Genomic DNA, 17,376 nt, shown 5'->3' with positions numbered 1-17,376 from the left:
CGTCAGACCCCGATGCCGCGGGCTTTGAGCGCCGCGGTGATCTCGTCAAGAATGGCGGGATCGTCGATAGTCGCCGGCATCGTCCATTCTTCCTTGTCGGCGATCTTCTGCATGGTGCCGCGCAGGATCTTGCCGGAGCGCGTCTTGGGCAGGCGCTTGATCGTCACCACGGTCTTGAAGGCCGCGACCGGGCCGATCCGTTCGCGCACCAGCCCCACCACTTCGCCTTCGATGGCAGCGGTATCGCGCGACACACCGGCATTGAGCACGACGAAGCCGAGCGGGACCTGGCCCTTCATAGCGTCAGCGACGCCGATGACGGCGCATTCGGCAACATCGGGATGCGCTGAAAGCACCTCCTCCATGGCTCCGGTCGACAGCCGGTGTCCGGCGACATTGATGATGTCGTCTGTGCGCGCCATGACATAGAGGTAGCCGTCGTCGTCGATCATGCCGGCATCGGCCGTCTTGTAGAAGCCGGGAAATTCCTCGAGATAGGCTTGCCGGAAACGCTCGTCGGCATTCCACAGCGTCGGCAGGCAGCCGGCCGGCAGCGGCAGTTTCACCGCCACATTGCCAAGTGTGCCGCGCGGCACTTCATGGCCGGCATCGTCGAGCACGCGAATGTCGTAGCCCGGCATCGGCACGCCGGGCGAGCCGTATTTCACCGGCAGCAGGCCGAGGCCCGCCGGGTTGATGGTCATCGGCGAGCCGGTCTCGGTCTGCCACCAATGATCGACCACCGGCACGTTGAGTTTCTGCTCCGCCCATTTGATGGTTTCCGGGTCTGCGCGTTCGCCGGCCAGGAACAGAGTGCGGAATTTCGACAGATCGTATTTCGGCACGAATTCGCCCTTGGGGTCCTGCCCCTTGATGGCGCGGAAGGCCGTCGGCGCGGTGAACAGCGCGACCACGCCGTGTTCTGCGATCACCCGCCAATAGGTGCCGGCGTCGGGTGTGCCGATCGGCTTGCCCTCGAACAGCACGCTTGTCGCACCATGCAGCAGCGGTCCGTAAACGATGTAGGAATGGCCGACCACCCAGCCGACATCGGAGGCCGCCCAGAATACTTCGCCCGGTCTGACGCCGAACTCGTTTTCCATCGTCCATTTGAGCGCGACCATGTGGCCGCCATTGTCGCGCACGATGCCCTTCGGCTGGCCGGTCGTGCCGGAGGTGTAGATGATGTAGAGCGGGTCGGTGGCGAGCACCGGAACGCAATCGACGTTGGCGCCCGCGGCGCGCTCGCGGGCAACGGCGTCGGCAAAATCGATATCGTAATGCTCCCTCAGATCGCAGCGCAGCTGGTCGCGCTGCAGGATCAGGCAGGCGTCCGGCTTGTGGCGGGACATTTCGATCGCCTTGTCGAGCAGCGGCTTGTAGGCCACGACACGTCCAGGCTCCAGGCCGCAGGACGCGGAGATGACCAGCTTCGGCTTGGCGTCGTCGATGCGGGTGGCGAGCTCGTGCGAGGCAAAGCCGCCGAACACCACCGAATGCACCGCGCCGATGCGGGCACAGGCAAGCATCGCGACCGCCGCTTCGGCCACCATCGGCATGTAGATGATGACGCGGTCGCCTTTGCGAATGCCGCGGTTCTTGAGCACCGAAGTCAGCGCTACCACTTCGCGCTTCAATTCGGCATAGGTGAATTTCTTGACCGTGCCGGTGATCGCGCTGTCGTAGATAAGTGCGATCTGGTCGGCACGGCCGCCTGCGACATGGCGATCGAGAGCGTTGAAGCAGGTGTTGCAGCTGGCGCCGTTGAACCAGCGCCCGTAAACGCCGGCCTTGGCATCGAAGACGCTGGTCCACGGCGAATACCAGTCGATCGCCTCGGCCGCATCGGCCCAGAATTGTTCTGGGTCGCGTTTCCAGCCGTCATAGACCTCGTGGTAGCGTGACGCCATTCATCCCTCCTCGGGAAAACTCTCTATCTTGCAATAGCCTATGCGGGTTTTCCCGGCCACGTCTTTCCCCAAATGCCATGTCTTTCCCGAAATTTGGCGCTTGGCCGATCTCGCCTTGGCCATAAATTGCAGGCACCATGGCCGGGTTTGAAATCGGGGCAGGGCGCGCAATGACGGTACGATACGGGGTTGGATCTGCCGTTGGAGCAGCGCTGCTGTTGACGATCGTTTCCGCCGCCCAGGCCGGCGATGCCGCCGCGCGGCGCATCATCGGCTTTTCCCCCGACGGCAAATATTTCGCCTTCGAGCAATATGGCGAGCTCGACGCTGCCGTTTCCGGCTGGTCGCAGATCGACATCATCGACACAAGCACAGACGAGTTCGTCGGCGGCAAGCCGATCCTTGTCCTCGACGAATCGGAAGAGGCGACCACGACGGTGGAGCAGGCACGGGCGCAGGCCGCAAAGCAGGCCGCGCCAATCCTGGCCAAATACGGCATCGCCGAGCGCGGCACGCGCACGGCCTCCGACAGGTTCACCTTCCCGGACGACACGGTCGAGTACAACGACATTTCCCGCCTCGAGCAGGCCGCGCAGAAATGGCTGTCGCCGTTCTATGGCGAAACACAGATTTCGACCATCCAGCTCGATGAGATTTTGGCCGACAGCAAGACGGACTGCTCGGCAAGCTTCGATGACGCCAAGCCAAGCGACCAGGCTCTTCCGAGCGACAAGACACTTCAGGGCGAAAAGAAACTTCAAGGCGCCAAGACGGGCAAGGCGCGCGGCTTCCGCCTGTCGCTGCAGGGGCAGGACGGCAAGCCGTTCAAGGTGCTGCACGAGGACAAGGCCGTGCCGGGCTCGCGCAACTGCCCGACTTCCTACAGCCTGTCGGAATCCTACGAATACACCCCGCCCGGCAGGCCGGCGGTAGTGGCGGTGCTGGTGCAGCGCTTCAGCCAGGGCTTCGAAGGACGCGACCGCCGCTTCATCGCCGTAACCGGCCATGCACGCTAAGCCGCGGCCCGTCTTGTGGCAGGCAGAAAAAGCTCATGCGCCCGGAGAAAGCAGGGCGTTCGTGTCGGATATCAGTCTTAAAGCGGCAAGGCCGCCAGCATCAGCCCGACGCCACCCGCAATCAATATGGCGGCTGCCAACGCTTTTCGATGACGTTCGAACGCGGTCGGCGCCCGCTCCCAGTTGTAACGCATACCCAATGCTCTCCCAAAACCCCGCGACTCCATAGCTTACTTTAGGTAAGAAAAGCAACACCTTGACCCTGCGAGATAGCTGGCTTGACCGTTTGCGGCGGTGATTCCCAGCCGCAATCACCGACTATTTCTGGGGTGCTTCCCCGTTCTCAGGCTCTGAATGATGTGGAAGTTACCACAATCTGAAATTGGATGTCTCCATTAGGCTTCGGTTGCCTGTGTCGTGAGGATGGTGGCGTTGCCGGATTGCCACAGAACGGTCAGGCCGGCTTGTTCTCCCTCTCGTCCGCGCAATGGACAGACCCGCATCGCCGCGCTATCTGCTCTCCAGGAAAATGGTGGAGGGGCTCCATGGCCCAAATCGGTTCTGAAATGGTTCTGCGGCTGGCGGACGACGCCTCGGTCCAGCATGTCGGCGATGGCGCCGTCGTGCTCTTGGCGCGCAGCGGCCAGCTTTACACCTGCAACGGCACCACCGAAGCCTTTCTCGACAAGGTGGACGGCGCCCGCAGCCTTGACCAGATCGTCGTCCTGTTGTCTGACGAGTTCGAGGTCGACAAGGGCACGCTCGACCAGGACATGGCGGCGCTGGCCGCCGAACTGGTGAGCGAAGGCATTCTCGCCGACCCGGCTCCCTGATGGTGGACGGCGTTCTCCTGCGCGCTTTGTTTCGTGTCCATTTATGGGCAAGCGCGCGGCTGATGCCGACCCTGATCGGCCGCCGCAGCTTCGAATCGGTGCTGAAATGGGCGCCGCTCAGCGCACCCACCCCTTATCGCGGCCTGTCGTCAGCCTACATCGTCGCTGCCGTCAACCGGACCGTCCGGCACCCCTGGCTGATGCGCGACCGCAGATGCCTGCGCGAGGGCCTGCTCGCCCACCGCTTCCTGCGCTTTGCCGGCTTCGATCCGGATCTGCGCTTCGGCGTCGATCCGAAGTCGATGCAGGCGCCGCGTATGTCTGCCCATTGCTGGGTCTGTCTCGATGGCCGCCCGGTGGTCTCGGACAGCCTCCCCGGCATGGTGCAGATCTATCGCCATCACGCCGATGCCGGAAAGGCGCACGCTGCTTGACCGGTCCGGCGACCACCTTCTGCTATGATCTCCAGGGCCAGGTCATCAGCATATCGGCCTCGCGGGCCGATCTCTGGCCGAGCTTCGACCTCTTGCTCGGCACGTTGCGCGTGAGCGGGCCGGTCGAGCCCGATTTCCGCGTCGACATCGTCGAGACGCGGGAGTTACCGGAATCGCCTGCCGGAAAACTCGCTTTCGACGGCGAGGTGCCGGAGGACGGCCATTGCCGGCTGATCGACGGTGGCGGCACCGTTCATCTGGTCTTTCCCGGCCTGCAGACCGTCTCGATCAATGCCGATGGAGGCTGGGCCGAGATACGAGTCCATCCCGATGCCAAGGTCAAATGGACGGTGCTGATGATGGTGCTGGATGCAGCACTTGATGCCGGCGACCAGCACATGCTGCACACCGCCGGCCTGACATTGCCCGGCCGCGAGGCGCTCGTGCTGATCCATGCGCCGAGCGGCACCGGCAAGTCAACGACGTCGCTGGCGCTGGCGTCGCAAGGTTTCGGCCTGTGCTCGGATGACGCCATGATCCTCAAGGTTTTGGCCGGTGGCGGCATCACGGCCTGGGGCTTGCCGCGCAAGGTGAAGGTCCACCGCCACACCGCGGCAATGCTGCCCTTCGTGGCGCCTTGCCTTGGCGACAAATGGGACGCCAATGGCGAGCAGGCCGTCTCGCTGGAACGTCTCGCCGAGATCATCCGCATCGAGGAAACTGTCGGCAGACCGGTTGCGGCACTGTTTCATCTCGCCCGCTCGGCGGACGCGCAAACCCGGCTCGTGCCCATGACCAGGACAGACGCCATGGTGGCGCTTGCCACCGACAATGTCAGGACCGGCATGACCGGCCTTTTGCCGGCGCAGAAGCGCCGCATGGCAACCATCGCAACGCTGGTCAAAGCCGTCCCGACATTTACCCTGGAAGTCGGCGCGAACCCGGCCGAGGCGGCCCCGCTGATCCGCTCGGCGCTGGCGGCGCGGGACTAAAGCACACTTCAGGCAGAATGCGGCTTTGGCCTGGCGAGGCGCTGGATCCAGCGGAAGGCGTCGCGGCGCAGGCGCGAATGCATCTTGTCCCTGGAATTGACGCCGAGCAGCGTATCGCCGGTGATCAGCCATTTGGCCAAAAATATCGAGAGGTCGGGCTTGATGCGGTCGGCCAGTTCGATCGCGCGCGGTGCATCAAACAGCCGCCCCGTCACATTGAGAACCGTCGCCAGTTCGAGCTCGATGCCGCTGATGCGCGCCGCCTCGAAAAGCCGGTCTTCATCCGCGGGCGACCGCAGCGCGCGCACGCCCTGCAGCACATCGACGCAAAGCTGCAGCCGGTGGAACTTGTGCCCGCCGGCGGCGTGGACAATGGCGATGGTCAGCAGCGCGGCCGGCGTGTCGGCCTCGCTGCCGTCGATGATCTGCAATTCGCGAAAGCCCAGCGACAGCCGCCGCCGCATGCCGGAATCATGCACCAGGTTGCCGTGCAGTTCGATCAGCAGGCTGGTATTCTCCTTCTCCAGCCACTTGAACTCCTGCAGATCCTGCGACTGCGCCTCGCCGCTCCAGAGCTCGAAGCCGCATCCGGCAATCACCGTGTTGGCTTCAATGATGCTGGCCGGCTCGACCAGAATGTCGATGTCGGTGAACGGCCGGTCAGCGGCGTGGCGGTAAAGTTTGCGTGCGAAGACCGGACCCTTGACGATGCGGGCCGGAACATTTTTCGCCGCCAATGCCTTCATGATGCGGTCGCCATGATATTGCAGCAGCATCGATTGGCCGGTCGCCAGCGTCGAGCGATCACGCAGTTCCGACAGCTTTTGCCGCAAGGCTGCGTCCGCAGGCAGTTGGGCGTCGCCGATCTCGCTGAGCTTGCGCAGCATGATCGGCAGCACGCCGTGGAACTCGGCATTGGCGAGCAGTGCCAGCAAGCTTTCGGCAGCAACGTCACGGCCAATGGCAACCGTCGCCTCCGGGTCGGCGAAGGTCAGCAGCAGTTTTTCATCGGCAGGCGCAAGAGATGGCAGCATCAAACCCGGATTGCGTTCGCCCACATCAGCAATTCCCGTCCGGAATTGCGTCAAACAACCAACTCAGAGGAGCGTATGTTGCAGAAAAGCATGCATGAAGCCAGCGTGTGGTGGCAGAACCAGCTCATGAATTGACTTTCCACGGTTTCGGTCCATTCTTTTGCACTTGACTGAAAAGGGTGTTTGGAATGGCCAAGAAAAAGTATGAAGCGCCCGTGCTGCGCAAGGCAGGAAAGTTGTCCAGCGTGGTGGCCGGGCCGTCGCTGCCGATACCGCGATAAGACTTCTACGGCTTCGGTTTGGATGAAGCCGGAGCGGTCGGCCGCAAGGCAAGCCGCGCTGCAGGCGGGCAATCTGTCGGCGTGACTGCGGGTAACGGTCCGTCCGGTCCCGCAGGCTAAGGCAAGTTCATAAGCCGCCTGTTCGGGATATGGGCAAGGCCCCTCCGTTACAGTCCCCAGCGCAGCGCGGCTGTGTGCACCGGCGCGTCCCACATTGACGTTACCTCGTCATCCAGCATGGTCAGCGTGATCGAGCAGCCGGCCATGTCGAGCGATGTCACGTAGGACCCGACCAGCGAGCGGGTCACCGTCACGCCCTGTTTTTCGAAGATGTTTCGGGCGCTGTTGTACATCAGATAGAGCTCCATCAGCGGCGTGCCGCCAAAGCCGTTGATGAACAACAGTGCCGGGCCTTTCGCCCTGTCGCCGAGATCGCCCAGGATCGCGGCGCAAATCTCTTCGGCGATCGCATCGGCGCTTTTCAACGTGTCGCGACGCCGGCCGGGCTCGCCATGAATGCCGACGCCGAATTCCATCTCGCCATCACCAATCTCGAAGGTCGGCCTGCCGGCCGCCGGCACCGTGCAACTGGTCAGCGCCACGCCCATCGAACGCGTCGCGCTGTTGATGCGACCGCCGAGCGCCTTGAGATCCGCCAGCGCCATGCCTTGCTCGGCGGCGGCGCCGACGATCTTCTCCACCACCAGCGTGCCGGCGACGCCGCGCCGGCCGGTCGTAAAGGACGAATTCTCGACGGCGACGTCATCATTGATCACCACCTGCAGGACGCCGTCGGCCATTTCGCCGGCCATGTCGAAATTCATCACGTCGCCTTCATAGTTCTTGACGATGAACAGGCAGCCGGCGCCGGTATCGACGGCGGCGGCCGCCGCCAGTATCTGGTCCGGCGTTGGCGAGGTGAAGACCTGGCCGGGGCAGGCGGCGTCCAGCATGCCGTGACCGACAAAGCCGGCATGCAACGGCTCGTGGCCGGAACCGCCGCCCGAGATCAGCGCCACCTTCCCCGGCTTCATCACCTTGCGGCGAATGAATTTGTGCTCCTCGCCCAGCACCAGGATGTCGGCATGAGCTGCAACGAAGCCGTTGAGGCTTTCGGTCAGCACCGTGTCGACGGAATTCATAAACTTCTTCATGTGTCCTCCCGACACAACACGATCAGCCACCACTCCTGCCGGTGATGCTGGTGATCTTCTGGATGAATTCGTTGATCGCCTTGTCGAGCGCTGCATTCTGCTTGTCGTCGCCGAAATCGGGCACGATCAGCGAGACATGCCGGGTCTTGCGCATGCCTGCCGCAACCGACATCTTGCCGGGATGCGCCAGATGATAGGCAGCCAGAAACTGATCGCGCTCGGCCGGACTGAAATGGCAGACCGAAAAAATAGCCGGCAGATGTTTTGACGGGATCGGGGTCGAATAGGCCGCGCTGGAAATCTGGGTGACGAAGCTGCGGTGCTTGCCAAGCGCGTCGGCAAGGCGTTGTCGCATACCCGACGGTCGCTGGTCGATGACCTGCGACAGGATCGTCTTGTAGGCGCGGATCGCCTCTTCGGAGCCGGCTTCTGGTGTCTTGTCGGCCATCTCAGTCATCCTAGACCGATGCATCCGAGATGGCCGCCTTGGCCATGGCGAGTTGGGCGGGAGCCACCGAGAGATCCCGCAGGCCGGCCTCGAGCAGTGCCGGGATCGATGCCGGATCGCCGCCGGCATCGCCGCACAGGCTGACTGGGATTTTCGCGCGCAGGCCAAAAGCGGCAACCGAGCCGATCAGCCGCAACACGGCGGGATGGCGGACAGAATTAAGATGCGCCACGGCTGCGTTATCGCGGGCAGCCGCCATTACATATTGGGTCAGATCGTTCGAACCGATCGAGAAGAAGGCGACATCGGCGAACGCCTCCGGCGCGATCGCCACCGAAGGCACCTCGACCATGATGCCGAGCGGCGGCATTTTTTGCGCGATGCCGCGCGCGGCAAGCCCGGCCTGCTCCTCCACGAACAGAGCGGCGGCGCGTTGGTGTTCCTCCGCGACGGCGATCATCGGAAACATCACCTTCAGATTGCCGTGCACCGCCGCGCGCAGCAGCGCCCGGATCTGTACGCGAAACACCTCCGGCCTTGCCAGCGACAGCCTGATGCCACGCAGCCCGAGGAACGGGTTGCTCTCCTCGACGGTGAAGCCCGGCACCGGCTTGTCGCCGCCGGCGTCGACGGTACGGATGGTCACCGGCTTGTCGCCTGCCCATTCCAGCACCTTGCGATAGGCCTGGTATTGCGTCTCCTCGTCCGGCGGCGCCTTGCCGAACAGGAATTCGGTGCGCATCAGCCCGACCCCGTCGCAGGTCGAAATGTCGATGCCGTCGACCTCGGACGGATCGGCGATGTTGACCTGCACGCGCACTGTCGTCCCGGCCCGGGTTACCGCCGGTTTCGCGAGATAGACTCCGGCCTTGTCTCGATGTGCCACAAACGAGGACGAGGACCGGTGGAACGCTTCGATCTCGGTCGTGGTCGGCGAAAGCACGATACCGCCATGCTCCGCATCGAGCAGAGCCAGACCGACGGGATTAGCCGGCGAAGCGCCAAGCCCCACCACCATCGGCACGCCGCGCGAGCGCGCCAGCATGGCGACGTGGCTGGCGGCGCTGCCGGCCCTCAGCGCGATGCCGCCGCCGGTGCTCCAGTCGGTCTCGAGAAAGCGCGTCGGCGCGATGTCCTCGCCATAGAGAATGGCGCCCGCTGGTGGAGCGCTCTCCTGCTCCTCGGTAAGGGCGCGCAGCACGCGGTCGCGGATATCGCTGATATCGGCGGCGCGAGCCCGGAAATAGTCCTGGTCTGACGTTTCGTAGCCGGAGATCTCGGCGTCCAGCGCCTGTCGCCAGGCCATGTCAGCCGGCATGCCGGACGCGATCGCGGCAAAAGCCGGGCCGGTCAGGGCATCGTCCTCAAGCATGGCGAGCTGGAATTCGAGAATGCCGGCGGCCTCCTCATCGGCGGTTTCAATCAGGGTCGCGAGCCGGTCAGCCGAACTGGCGATAGCTGCTTCCAATGCAGCCTTTTCCTCGCCGGCTGTCGCCTTCCGTGAGTAGTGCGCGGTGCCGTTGTCGAGATTGAACAGCGGCCCCTCGGCGTAGCCGGCGGAGGCCGAAATGCCTTGCAGCCTAAGCGGTTCGGGCATGGCCCGCGCCTTCGTCGAAATCGTGCCGCACCAGCTCGACCAGCGCTCTCACGGCATCATCGGCGCCGTCGCCTGTGGCCCGGATGTGCAGCATGGTGCCTTTCGGCGCCCTGGCCGCCATCACCTTGACGATGCTCTTGGCGTCGAACCATGGGCCGTTGGCAGAAAGCGCAATCTCCACCTCGGCCGCAAAGCTCTTGGCAAGCTTGGTGAACTTCACCGAAGGGCGCGCATGCAGACCCACCTCGTGGGTGATCAGGACGGTCGCTTCGGCAAAGGCGGACATCAGGTCAAAATTCCCGTTCACTCACGACGGCGACAATTCATGCGCCGTCGCCACCACTTCCTTCAGCGAGGCGCCGCCGGAGGACTCGGTCGCCGCCATCACCGCGCCTTCGACGATCGGCGCGTTGCAGACGATGATCTTCTGCGCCCGCGGCTCGCCGATCATTTCCACCGCCATTTCCGAATTGGTCTCGGCGCCGCCGAGATCGACCAGTATGGCGACGCCCGCCTCCGACCACGCCTTGTCGATGGCGCCTATGATCGCTTCGACGCTGGTGCCGAGCCCGCCATGGCCGTTTCCGCCGCACCATGCAAGCGGCACTTCGTCGCCCACCATCTGCCGCACCATGTCGGCCGTGCCTTCGGCAACCAGCGGGGAATGCGAGACGATGACGATGCCGACATTGCTCATGCTTGGCCCTCGACGGTTTCGGCGACGGTCCGCACCAGCAGCGCCACAGAGCGTCCGCCGGCATCCATATGACCGATTGAGCGGTCGCCGAGGAATGAGGCGCGACCGCGTGTTGCCTTCATCGGCACGGTCGCCTCGGCAGCCATGTCGGCGATATCTGCAATTTCCATGGCCGTCTTTCCTTCGACCAACGCGTCCTGCACAGGTTGCAGCACATCGAGCATGGTCTTTTGACCGACCTGGGATTTGCCTCTGGCGGCCACAGCTTCGATTGCCTTGCCGAAAGCAGCCGCCAGATTGGCACGATCCGGCTCTCCCGAAATCTCCTTGCCCAGCGCCAGGAACAATGTACCGAAGAGCGGCCCGGATGCACCGCCAACCGTCATCACCAGCTTGGTGCCGATCGCCTTCAGCGCCTCGGGCAGCGGCTTGGCCGAAAACGCCTCGGCATCGGCACGCACAGCCTCGAAGCCGCGCTTCATGTTCAGCCCATGGTCACCGTCGCCGATCGCCTGGTCGAGCGCGGTCAACTCTTCCGAGTGAGCGGCGATCGTGTCCGCGGCGGCGGTGATCAGCCTGGCAAGGTCGAACGCTGCCATGTCCAGATTCCCGGTTTCGATCCTGCCGGCAGTATCGCAAGAGTTTTCATTCGACAATCGAAGCATGCCGTCAGGCCGCTGCATGCAGCGCGGCGGCGGCCGCGAACACTTCGGCCACGGCATGGGCGCCAGGGTCGACTACGCCTTGCAATTTGGTGCCAACATAGGCGGAGCGTCCGGCCTTCGCCTTCTCCATGGCAGCGGTCGCCTCGGCGCCGTGCCGTGCCGCTGTAGCCGCGGCATCCAGCCCCTTGGCATCGAGCGCCTTCAGCGCCGGCTCCAAGGCATCGACCATGGTGCGGTCGCCGACCTTGGCGCCACCGTAAAAAGTCATGCGGTCAAGCCCGGCAAGCAGCGCCTTGGACAGGGTTGCTCCGCCGTTCGAAGCCTGAGCCGCCGCCGTGAAGAAGATCGACAGCAAGACGCCTGAGGAGCCGCCCATTGCGACGCCCAGACTATCGCCTATAGCCGCAAGCGTGGCGGCAGGGTCGGCCAGCGGCAGCGCATCGAGCCGTTCCAGCACGCTGCGCGCGCCGGTCGCAACCGTCGAACCGGTATCGCCATCGCCCGCCTTGGCGTCGAGCCCGTTCAGTGTCTCTTCGAGCGCGATCAGCCGTTCGCAGACCGTGACGATCAAACGCCTGGTGCCGGAATCCTGGCTGGCCCTTTGGGCTGCACTGTTTCCAGCCGCTTTCGCCATAGGCACGATAGCCGGCGCGACGACGGTTTTGGCCGGCATCCAGGCATGTGGGCCGACAGGCGCCAGCAAGGCTGCCTCGCGCGCCGCATCGAGCTTGATCAGCGACAGCGAAAAACCGTTCATGTTGAGCGCCGTCATCAGCGGTCCTGGGCCGATCGCAAGCTTCACGGTCTTGGCCAGCGGCGAGGCCAGCACGGCATTGGCGACCAGCGACATTTCGAGCGGCGGCACCGAGCCGAGATTGTTGATGAGCAACGCGTGGCTGGCGTTCGGGTCGAGCCGCACCGCCAGCCGCTCCGCCATGATCGCCACAAGTCTGTCGGCGCTCTGCACGGCGATGCGCTCGACGCCCGGCTCGCCATGGATGCCGAGGCCGAGTTCGCCGTCATTTTCGCCGAACCGCTCTTCATGTGGCTGGCCGGGGATCGAGCAGGACGACAGCGACATGCCGAGCGAGATGATGTCCTTCGCCGCCGCGCGAGCCGCTGTCGCAACGGCTGCCAAGTCCTGACCGGTCTCCGACAAATGGCCGGCGATCTTGTGCACGAACAAGGTGCCGGCGACGCCGCGCGGCTGGTTGATACCCGGCAGGGCGATGTCGTCGGCAACGATCGCCATCTCGACGCGAAACCCCTCGGCGCGCGCCTTCTCGGCCGCCAGGCCGAAATTGAGCCGGTCGCCGGTGTAGTTCTTGACGATCAGCAGGCAGCCGGCGGGGCCGGTCACCGCGCGGATCGCCGCCAGCACCGCCTCGACGCTGGGCGAGGCAAAGATCTCGCCCGAAACCGCCGCCGTCAGCATGCCCTTGCCCACAAAGCCGGCATGGGACGGTTCGTGTCCGGCGCCGCCACCGGAGACGACGGCAACTTTCGCCTTGTCCCAGTCGGCGCGCAGCACGACCTTGATCTCGGGGTAACCGTCGAGGCGCGCGAGATCGCCGGAACCGATGGTCCGCAACAGGCCATCCAGCGCCTCGGTGACGATCGTTTCCCTGCGGTTGAAAAGTGCTTCATCGAGTTCGTCCCGTATTCGCAATCGTCAGTCAGAAGCCGGCGTCTAGACCGCCGAAATCTTCACATCAGCCTTTGTCCGTCGGCGCCGAAATACAGCGGCGAGCGGTAGCGGATCACCACTTTGTCGCCCTCGGCCAGATCCGTATCGGGGTCGGTGAGCGTCACCAGTTTCTTCGGGCCGACCGTAACATGCAGATGGTTCTGGTCCCCGAGATGTTCGACCCAGTCGACGACGCCGTCGGCATGGCCGTTTGCGGTCTTCTCGATCGACAGATGCTCGGTGCGCGCGCCGATGGTCTTGGTTCCGGTCGGCGCCCCACCATCAGGCAGCAGTCCCGCTGGCAGCAGATTGATCGCCGGCTGGCCGAGCCGTGCGGCGACATGAAGGTTTGCCGGCTCGGAATAGATGGTGCGCGGCGTGCCGATCTGCACCAGCACGCCATTGTTGAGGATGCCGATGCGGTCCGCCATGGTCATCGCCTCGATCTGGTCGTGCGTGACATAGAGCATGGTGGCGCCGAGCTCGGCTTGGATGCGCTTGAGTTCGAGCCTGAGATCGGCGCGCAATTTGGCGTCGAGCGACGACAGCGGCTCGTCCATCAAATAGATCGACGGCTTGCGCACCAGCGCGCGCCCAATGGCGACGCGCTGCATTTCGCCACCCGAAAGCTTGGTCGAGCGGTTGTTCAGCTTGTGGTGGATGCGCACCATCTTCGCCACCTCTTCGATGCGGCGGCGAATCTGGTCCTCCGGTACTTTCCGCGCTGGCGAACGCAGCGGGAAGGCGAGGTTGTCGTAGACCGACAGATGCGGGTAGAGCGAATATTGCTGGAACACGAAGGCGGTGTCGCGCTCGGCCGGCGACAGCGTCGTCGCGTCGTGGCCGCCAATATGGATCGTGCCGCCATCCGGCCGCTCCAGTCCGGCGATCAATCTCAGCGTCGTCGTCTTGCCGGCGCCGGTCGGGCCGAGCAGCACGACGAATTCGCCATCGGCGATGTTAAGGTCGAGGCCATCGACGGCGACATGGTCGCCGAAGCTTTTGGTCACGCCCTTGATGTGCACGTCAGCCATGCTGCGCTCTCCCTTGAGAGGCGGTATCGTGGATCGCGGTGCGCACCGCCCGACCCGAGCCCTTGTCGAACAGCGACAGCCGCGCGCTGTTCAACGTCAGCCCGACATGATCGCCGGCAGCGAGCCGGATTTCGGCCGGCACCCGCGCCTTGATGATGCCGTCCGCCGTCTCCACCGCCACGATCTGCGTCGTGCCGAGATATTCGGTGCCATAGATGGCGCCGCGCAGTTTCGAGGCGTCGTCGAAGCGAATGTGTTCGGGGCGGATGCCGAGCGCCATGTCGGCCGGCGCGATATCCTCGCGCACTTCCGGCACCGCCACCTTGGCGCCTTGCACTACGATCTCCTTCGCCCCCTTCGCCAATCCGCCGTCAAAGCCGAGAAAGTTCATTGGCGGCGAGCCAATGAAATCGGCGACGAACATGGTTGCCGGGCGGTCGTAGATTTCGCGCGGGCTGCCGAACTGTTCGATGACGCCATGGTTCATGACGGCGATCTTGTCGGCCATCGACATCGCTTCCATCTGGTCGTGCGTGACATAGACGGTGGTGGCGTGGATGCGGTTGTGCAGCTCGCGCAGCTCATGCACCATCAGATCGCGGAATTCGGTGTCGAGCGTGCCGAGCGGCTCGTCCATCAGGAAGCATTTTGGCCGTCGCACGATGGCGCGACCGAGCGCCACGCGCTGGCGGTCACCGCCGGCAAGGCCCGAGACCGTTTTGTTGAGCAGATGGTCGATGCGCAGCAGCTTCGCCGTTTCCTCGACACGGCTTCGAATCTCGGCCGAGGGCATGCCTTGCGCGAGAAGCGGGAAGCCGATGTTCTTGCGCACGTTCATATGCGGATAGAGCGCGAACAGCTGGAAGACGAAGGCGATGTCGCGTTCGCGCGCCCGGCGCATGGTGACGTCCTCGCCGCCGAGCAGGATCTGGCCGCCGGTCGGCAATTCGAGGCCGGCGACCATGCGCAGCGTCGTCGTCTTGCCGCAGCCCGAGGGACCAAGCATGACGAAGAACTCACCATCTTCGACGACGAAGCTGGAATCCTGCACCGCGACGAAATCGCCGAAGGCCTTTCTCAAATGTTGGACGCGGATTTCGGCCATGATTATTCCGGGAACTTCGAGACGATGATGAACATCACCGTGCCGGCGAGCATGGTGATGAAGGAGTAGGTGTAGAGCGCCAGCGCGAAGGGCTGGAACAGCATCAGGAAGCCGACGGCGATGAGCGCCGTCGCAATGTTTTCCATGAGGCCGCGCCGGGCCCAGCGAGGCCAGGATGACTTTTTGGAGATGGCTGGGCGCGTCATGCGTAGCTGCCTTCCTTCTGCCCGGCAACGGGGCGAGACGGTTGCCAGGTGGTTCCCTCACTCCGTCGCTGCTTCGCAGCGCCACCTCTCCCCCCTCCGGAGGGAGAGGAAGGCAGCCTGCCTGAATGAAGTTCGCGTCCTTCCTCTACCCCGTCGATCGGGGGAGAGGTGTCGAGCGAAGCTCGACGGAGTGGGGGTCGACTTGACACACCAATCATTTGCGTACCGCGCCGAAGGTGATGCCGCGCAGCAATTGTTTGCGAAGCAGGATGGTGAAGACCAGGATCGGCACCAGGAAGATCGTCGTGCCGGCCGCCACCGCCGGCCAGTCCTGGCCGCCTTCGCCGATGATGGTCGGGATGAAGGGCGGCGCGGTCTGCGCGGTGCCGGAGGTCAGGAGTGCGGCGAACGCATATTCGTTCCAGGCGAAGATCAGGCAGAAGATGGCGGTCGCGGCGATGCCGGTAGTCGCTTGCGGCAGCACGGTGCGCCAAAAGGCCTGCAGCCTGGTGTAGCCGTCGATCATCGCCGCTTCCTCATACTCGCGCGGGATCTCGTCGATGAAGCCTTTCAGCAGCCACACCGCCAGCGACACGTTTACCGCCGTGTAGAGCAGGATCATGCCCAGCGCGGTGTCGGACAGGCCGAGCTCGCGGTACATCAGGTAGATGGGAATCGCGACCGCGATCGGCGGCATGAAGCGCGTCGACAGGATGAAGAACAGAAGGTCATCGGCCAGCGGCACCTTGAAGCGCGAGAAACCATAGGCAGACAGCGTGCCGAGGAAGACCGCGCAGAAGGTCGAGCCGAAGGCGATTATCAGCGAATTGACGAAGCGCGGCAGGAAATTGGACGGGCCGGCAATCACCATGTTGCGCTTGCGCGAGGTCTCGTCGCAGAAACCGGTCGCGGGTCCGAGCGAGTTGATGTAGTCGGGCGTTTGCCTGGTGCGCGTCGTGAACAGGTTGCAATAGCCCTCGATGCTCGGCTGGAACAGAATCTTGGGCGGATAGGCGATCGAATCCGGCGGCGTCTTGAAGCTGGTGGCAAAGATCCACAGCAGCGGCACGATCGAGATCAGCGCGTAGAGCACGATGATGGTGCCGGCGATCCGCTTCGAATTGGCCGAGGGGGCGACGACGGAGTGGGCAGTGGTCAAGCTCATCTCTGCTTCACCTTGTTCAGCGCCTTGACGTAGATGTTGGCCAGCCCAAACACCGCGACGAACAGGATGATGGCGAAGGCCGAGGAATATCCGGTGCGCCAGCTCTCGAAAGCCTGCCGTTTCAGCGTGATGGAAGCGACCTCGGTGGTCGAGCCCGGCCCGCCACCGGTCAGCAGGTTGACCATGTCGAACATCTTGAAGTTCTCGATGCCGCGAAACAGCACCGCCAGCATGATGAAGGGCAGCGCCATCGGCAGCGTGATCGACCAGAACTGCCGCCAGTTGGATGCGCGGTCGACCTCGGCCGCCTCATAGATGTATTCGGGGATCGAGCGCAGGCCGGCGAGACAGATCAGCATGACATAGGGCGTCCACATCCAGGTGTCGACGATGATGATCGACCACGGCGCCAGCGACACGTTGGACAGCATCTGGATGTCGGTCGGTGGTATCCGGGTGACGAACGAGATGGCGTAGGCGAACAGGCCGATCTGCGGCTCGTAGAGGAAACGCCAGAAATTGCCGACCACCGCCGGCGACAGCATCATCGGCACCAGGATGATGGTCGTCCAGAAGGCGTGGCCGCGAAACTTCCTGTCGATCAGCCATGCCAGCGTGAAACCGATCAGCGTCTGCAGCAGGATCGTCCAGAACACGAAATGCGCCGTCGTCTGCATGGCGATCCAGATGTCCTGGTCGCCGAGGATGCGCTGGTAATTGGCGAAGCCGAGGTTCTTCACCACCTCGTTCGGGCGGTTCGCCCGGAAGTTGGTGAAGGACAGGTAGATCGCCCAGAACAGCGGGAAGATGTTGATGGCCAAGAGCAACAGGATCGTCGGCGAGATGAACAGCCAGGCGAGGCCCTTGTCGCTGATCCCCCGGACCTTGCGGGCCAACGGCTCCGGGGTCGCCCGGGCAACGTTCTCCGCAGTCCGATTGAGCATGGTGAGTCCTGCTTCGGTCACGTCAAGTCTCGACACTGGAATTTATCTGAACTGCGTCCCGTGCCAAGGGCGGCACGGGACCAAGAGCATGAAGCCGAAAAGTGTGAAGCGGTTTTCGGACGACATCATGCTCTCTCTCTTTTTAGCCCGAGGCGGATGATTTCTGGTCGATTC

The 17,376-nt window shown here is 63.8% G+C and carries 18 protein-coding genes; 4 read left to right on the top strand and 14 right to left on the bottom strand.

The genetic code is table 11. The features are described from left to right. Positions 1-2 precede the first annotated feature (2 nt). Positions 3-1,910, bottom strand: coding sequence for a propionyl-CoA synthetase (locus NKL06_RS13890; RefSeq protein WP_023689996.1), 1,908 nt, complete (start codon positions 1,908-1,910; stop codon positions 3-5). Positions 1,911-2,128: 218 nt separating this feature from the next. Between NKL06_RS13890 and NKL06_RS13885 the strand changes: the two genes are divergently transcribed. The 4 genes from NKL06_RS13885 (at position 2,129) to NKL06_RS13870 (ending at position 5,185) form a co-directional block, all read left to right on the top strand. Beyond that, positions 2,129-2,926 (top strand): DUF2259 domain-containing protein, encoded by a 798-nt coding sequence (locus tag NKL06_RS13885; protein ID WP_023689998.1) that lies wholly within the window; start codon positions 2,129-2,131, stop codon positions 2,924-2,926. 545 nt (positions 2,927-3,471) lie between these two features. Next, positions 3,472-3,759, top strand: coding sequence for a PqqD family protein (locus NKL06_RS13880; protein WP_023684213.1), 288 nt, complete (start codon positions 3,472-3,474; stop codon positions 3,757-3,759). Beyond that, positions 3,759-4,193: a lasso peptide biosynthesis B2 protein gene (locus NKL06_RS13875; protein WP_023668789.1), complete on the top strand. Its 435-nt coding sequence runs from the start codon at positions 3,759-3,761 to the stop codon at positions 4,191-4,193. Before NKL06_RS13880 ends, NKL06_RS13875 begins: the two co-directional genes overlap by 1 nt. Further along, on the top strand, positions 4,190-5,185 hold the full coding sequence (locus NKL06_RS13870) for a phosphoenolpyruvate carboxykinase (ATP) (protein ID WP_023694189.1): 996 nt from the start codon (positions 4,190-4,192) through the stop codon (positions 5,183-5,185). The genes NKL06_RS13875 and NKL06_RS13870 overlap by 4 nt, the downstream gene beginning before the upstream one ends. An 8-nt stretch (positions 5,186-5,193) precedes the next feature. Here NKL06_RS13870 and NKL06_RS13865 read toward each other — a convergent pair whose 3' ends face one another. The 13 genes from NKL06_RS13865 to NKL06_RS13805 form a co-directional block, all read right to left on the bottom strand. Next, the gene (locus tag NKL06_RS13865; protein WP_023668787.1) at positions 5,194-6,219 is read right to left on the bottom strand and encodes a nucleotidyltransferase family protein; all 1,026 of its coding nucleotides are present in this window, start codon (positions 6,217-6,219) and stop codon (positions 5,194-5,196) included. Positions 6,220-6,667: 448 nt separating this feature from the next. Next, a complete protein-coding gene (dhaK, locus tag NKL06_RS13860) occupies positions 6,668-7,654 on the bottom strand; it encodes a dihydroxyacetone kinase subunit DhaK (protein WP_023694188.1) in 987 nt (328 codons plus the stop codon). A gap of 22 nt (positions 7,655-7,676) precedes the next feature. Then, on the bottom strand, positions 7,677-8,102 hold the full coding sequence (locus NKL06_RS13855; protein ID WP_023668784.1) for a hypothetical protein: 426 nt from the start codon (positions 8,100-8,102) through the stop codon (positions 7,677-7,679). Positions 8,103-8,112: 10 nt separating this feature from the next. Continuing rightward, entirely contained in the window at positions 8,113-9,699 is a 1,587-nt protein-coding gene (gene ptsP, locus NKL06_RS13850) for a phosphoenolpyruvate--protein phosphotransferase (RefSeq protein WP_023694187.1), read from the bottom strand. After that, positions 9,683-9,985 (bottom strand): HPr family phosphocarrier protein, encoded by a 303-nt coding sequence (locus tag NKL06_RS13845; protein WP_023694186.1) that lies wholly within the window; start codon positions 9,983-9,985, stop codon positions 9,683-9,685. The genes ptsP and NKL06_RS13845 overlap by 17 nt, the downstream gene beginning before the upstream one ends. A 21-nt stretch (positions 9,986-10,006) precedes the next feature. After that, positions 10,007-10,396: a dihydroxyacetone kinase phosphoryl donor subunit DhaM gene (gene dhaM / locus NKL06_RS13840; RefSeq protein WP_023668781.1), complete on the bottom strand. Its 390-nt coding sequence runs from the start codon at positions 10,394-10,396 to the stop codon at positions 10,007-10,009. Next, positions 10,393-10,995 (bottom strand): dihydroxyacetone kinase subunit DhaL, encoded by a 603-nt coding sequence (gene dhaL, locus NKL06_RS13835; protein WP_023694185.1) that lies wholly within the window; start codon positions 10,993-10,995, stop codon positions 10,393-10,395. The genes dhaM and dhaL overlap by 4 nt, the downstream gene beginning before the upstream one ends. 70 nt (positions 10,996-11,065) lie before the next feature. Continuing rightward, the gene (locus tag NKL06_RS13830; RefSeq protein ID WP_352580424.1) at positions 11,066-12,730 is read right to left on the bottom strand and encodes a dihydroxyacetone kinase subunit DhaK; all 1,665 of its coding nucleotides are present in this window, start codon (positions 12,728-12,730) and stop codon (positions 11,066-11,068) included. A 38-nt stretch (positions 12,731-12,768) separates the two neighbouring features. Beyond that, positions 12,769-13,782: an ABC transporter ATP-binding protein gene (locus NKL06_RS13825; protein ID WP_023694183.1), complete on the bottom strand. Its 1,014-nt coding sequence runs from the start codon at positions 13,780-13,782 to the stop codon at positions 12,769-12,771. After that, on the bottom strand, positions 13,775-14,887 hold the full coding sequence (locus NKL06_RS13820) for an ABC transporter ATP-binding protein (RefSeq protein ID WP_023694182.1): 1,113 nt from the start codon (positions 14,885-14,887) through the stop codon (positions 13,775-13,777). The genes NKL06_RS13825 and NKL06_RS13820 overlap by 8 nt, the downstream gene beginning before the upstream one ends. A gap of 2 nt (positions 14,888-14,889) precedes the next feature. After that, positions 14,890-15,093: a hypothetical protein gene (locus NKL06_RS13815; protein WP_023694181.1), complete on the bottom strand. Its 204-nt coding sequence runs from the start codon at positions 15,091-15,093 to the stop codon at positions 14,890-14,892. Positions 15,094-15,307: 214 nt separating this feature from the next. Beyond that, entirely contained in the window at positions 15,308-16,258 is a 951-nt protein-coding gene (locus NKL06_RS13810; protein WP_023694180.1) for a carbohydrate ABC transporter permease, read from the bottom strand. Then, on the bottom strand, positions 16,255-17,202 hold the full coding sequence (locus NKL06_RS13805; protein WP_031198535.1) for a carbohydrate ABC transporter permease: 948 nt from the start codon (positions 17,200-17,202) through the stop codon (positions 16,255-16,257). The genes NKL06_RS13810 and NKL06_RS13805 overlap by 4 nt, the downstream gene beginning before the upstream one ends. Between the last annotated feature and the right edge of the window lie 174 nt (positions 17,203-17,376).

This window comes from Mesorhizobium sp. C268A (assembly GCF_040324475.1).
GTDB lineage: Bacteria > Pseudomonadota > Alphaproteobacteria > Rhizobiales > Rhizobiaceae > Mesorhizobium.
Note: the sequence above shows the minus strand (reverse complement) of the source record. Positions and strands in the feature narration are given on the sequence as shown.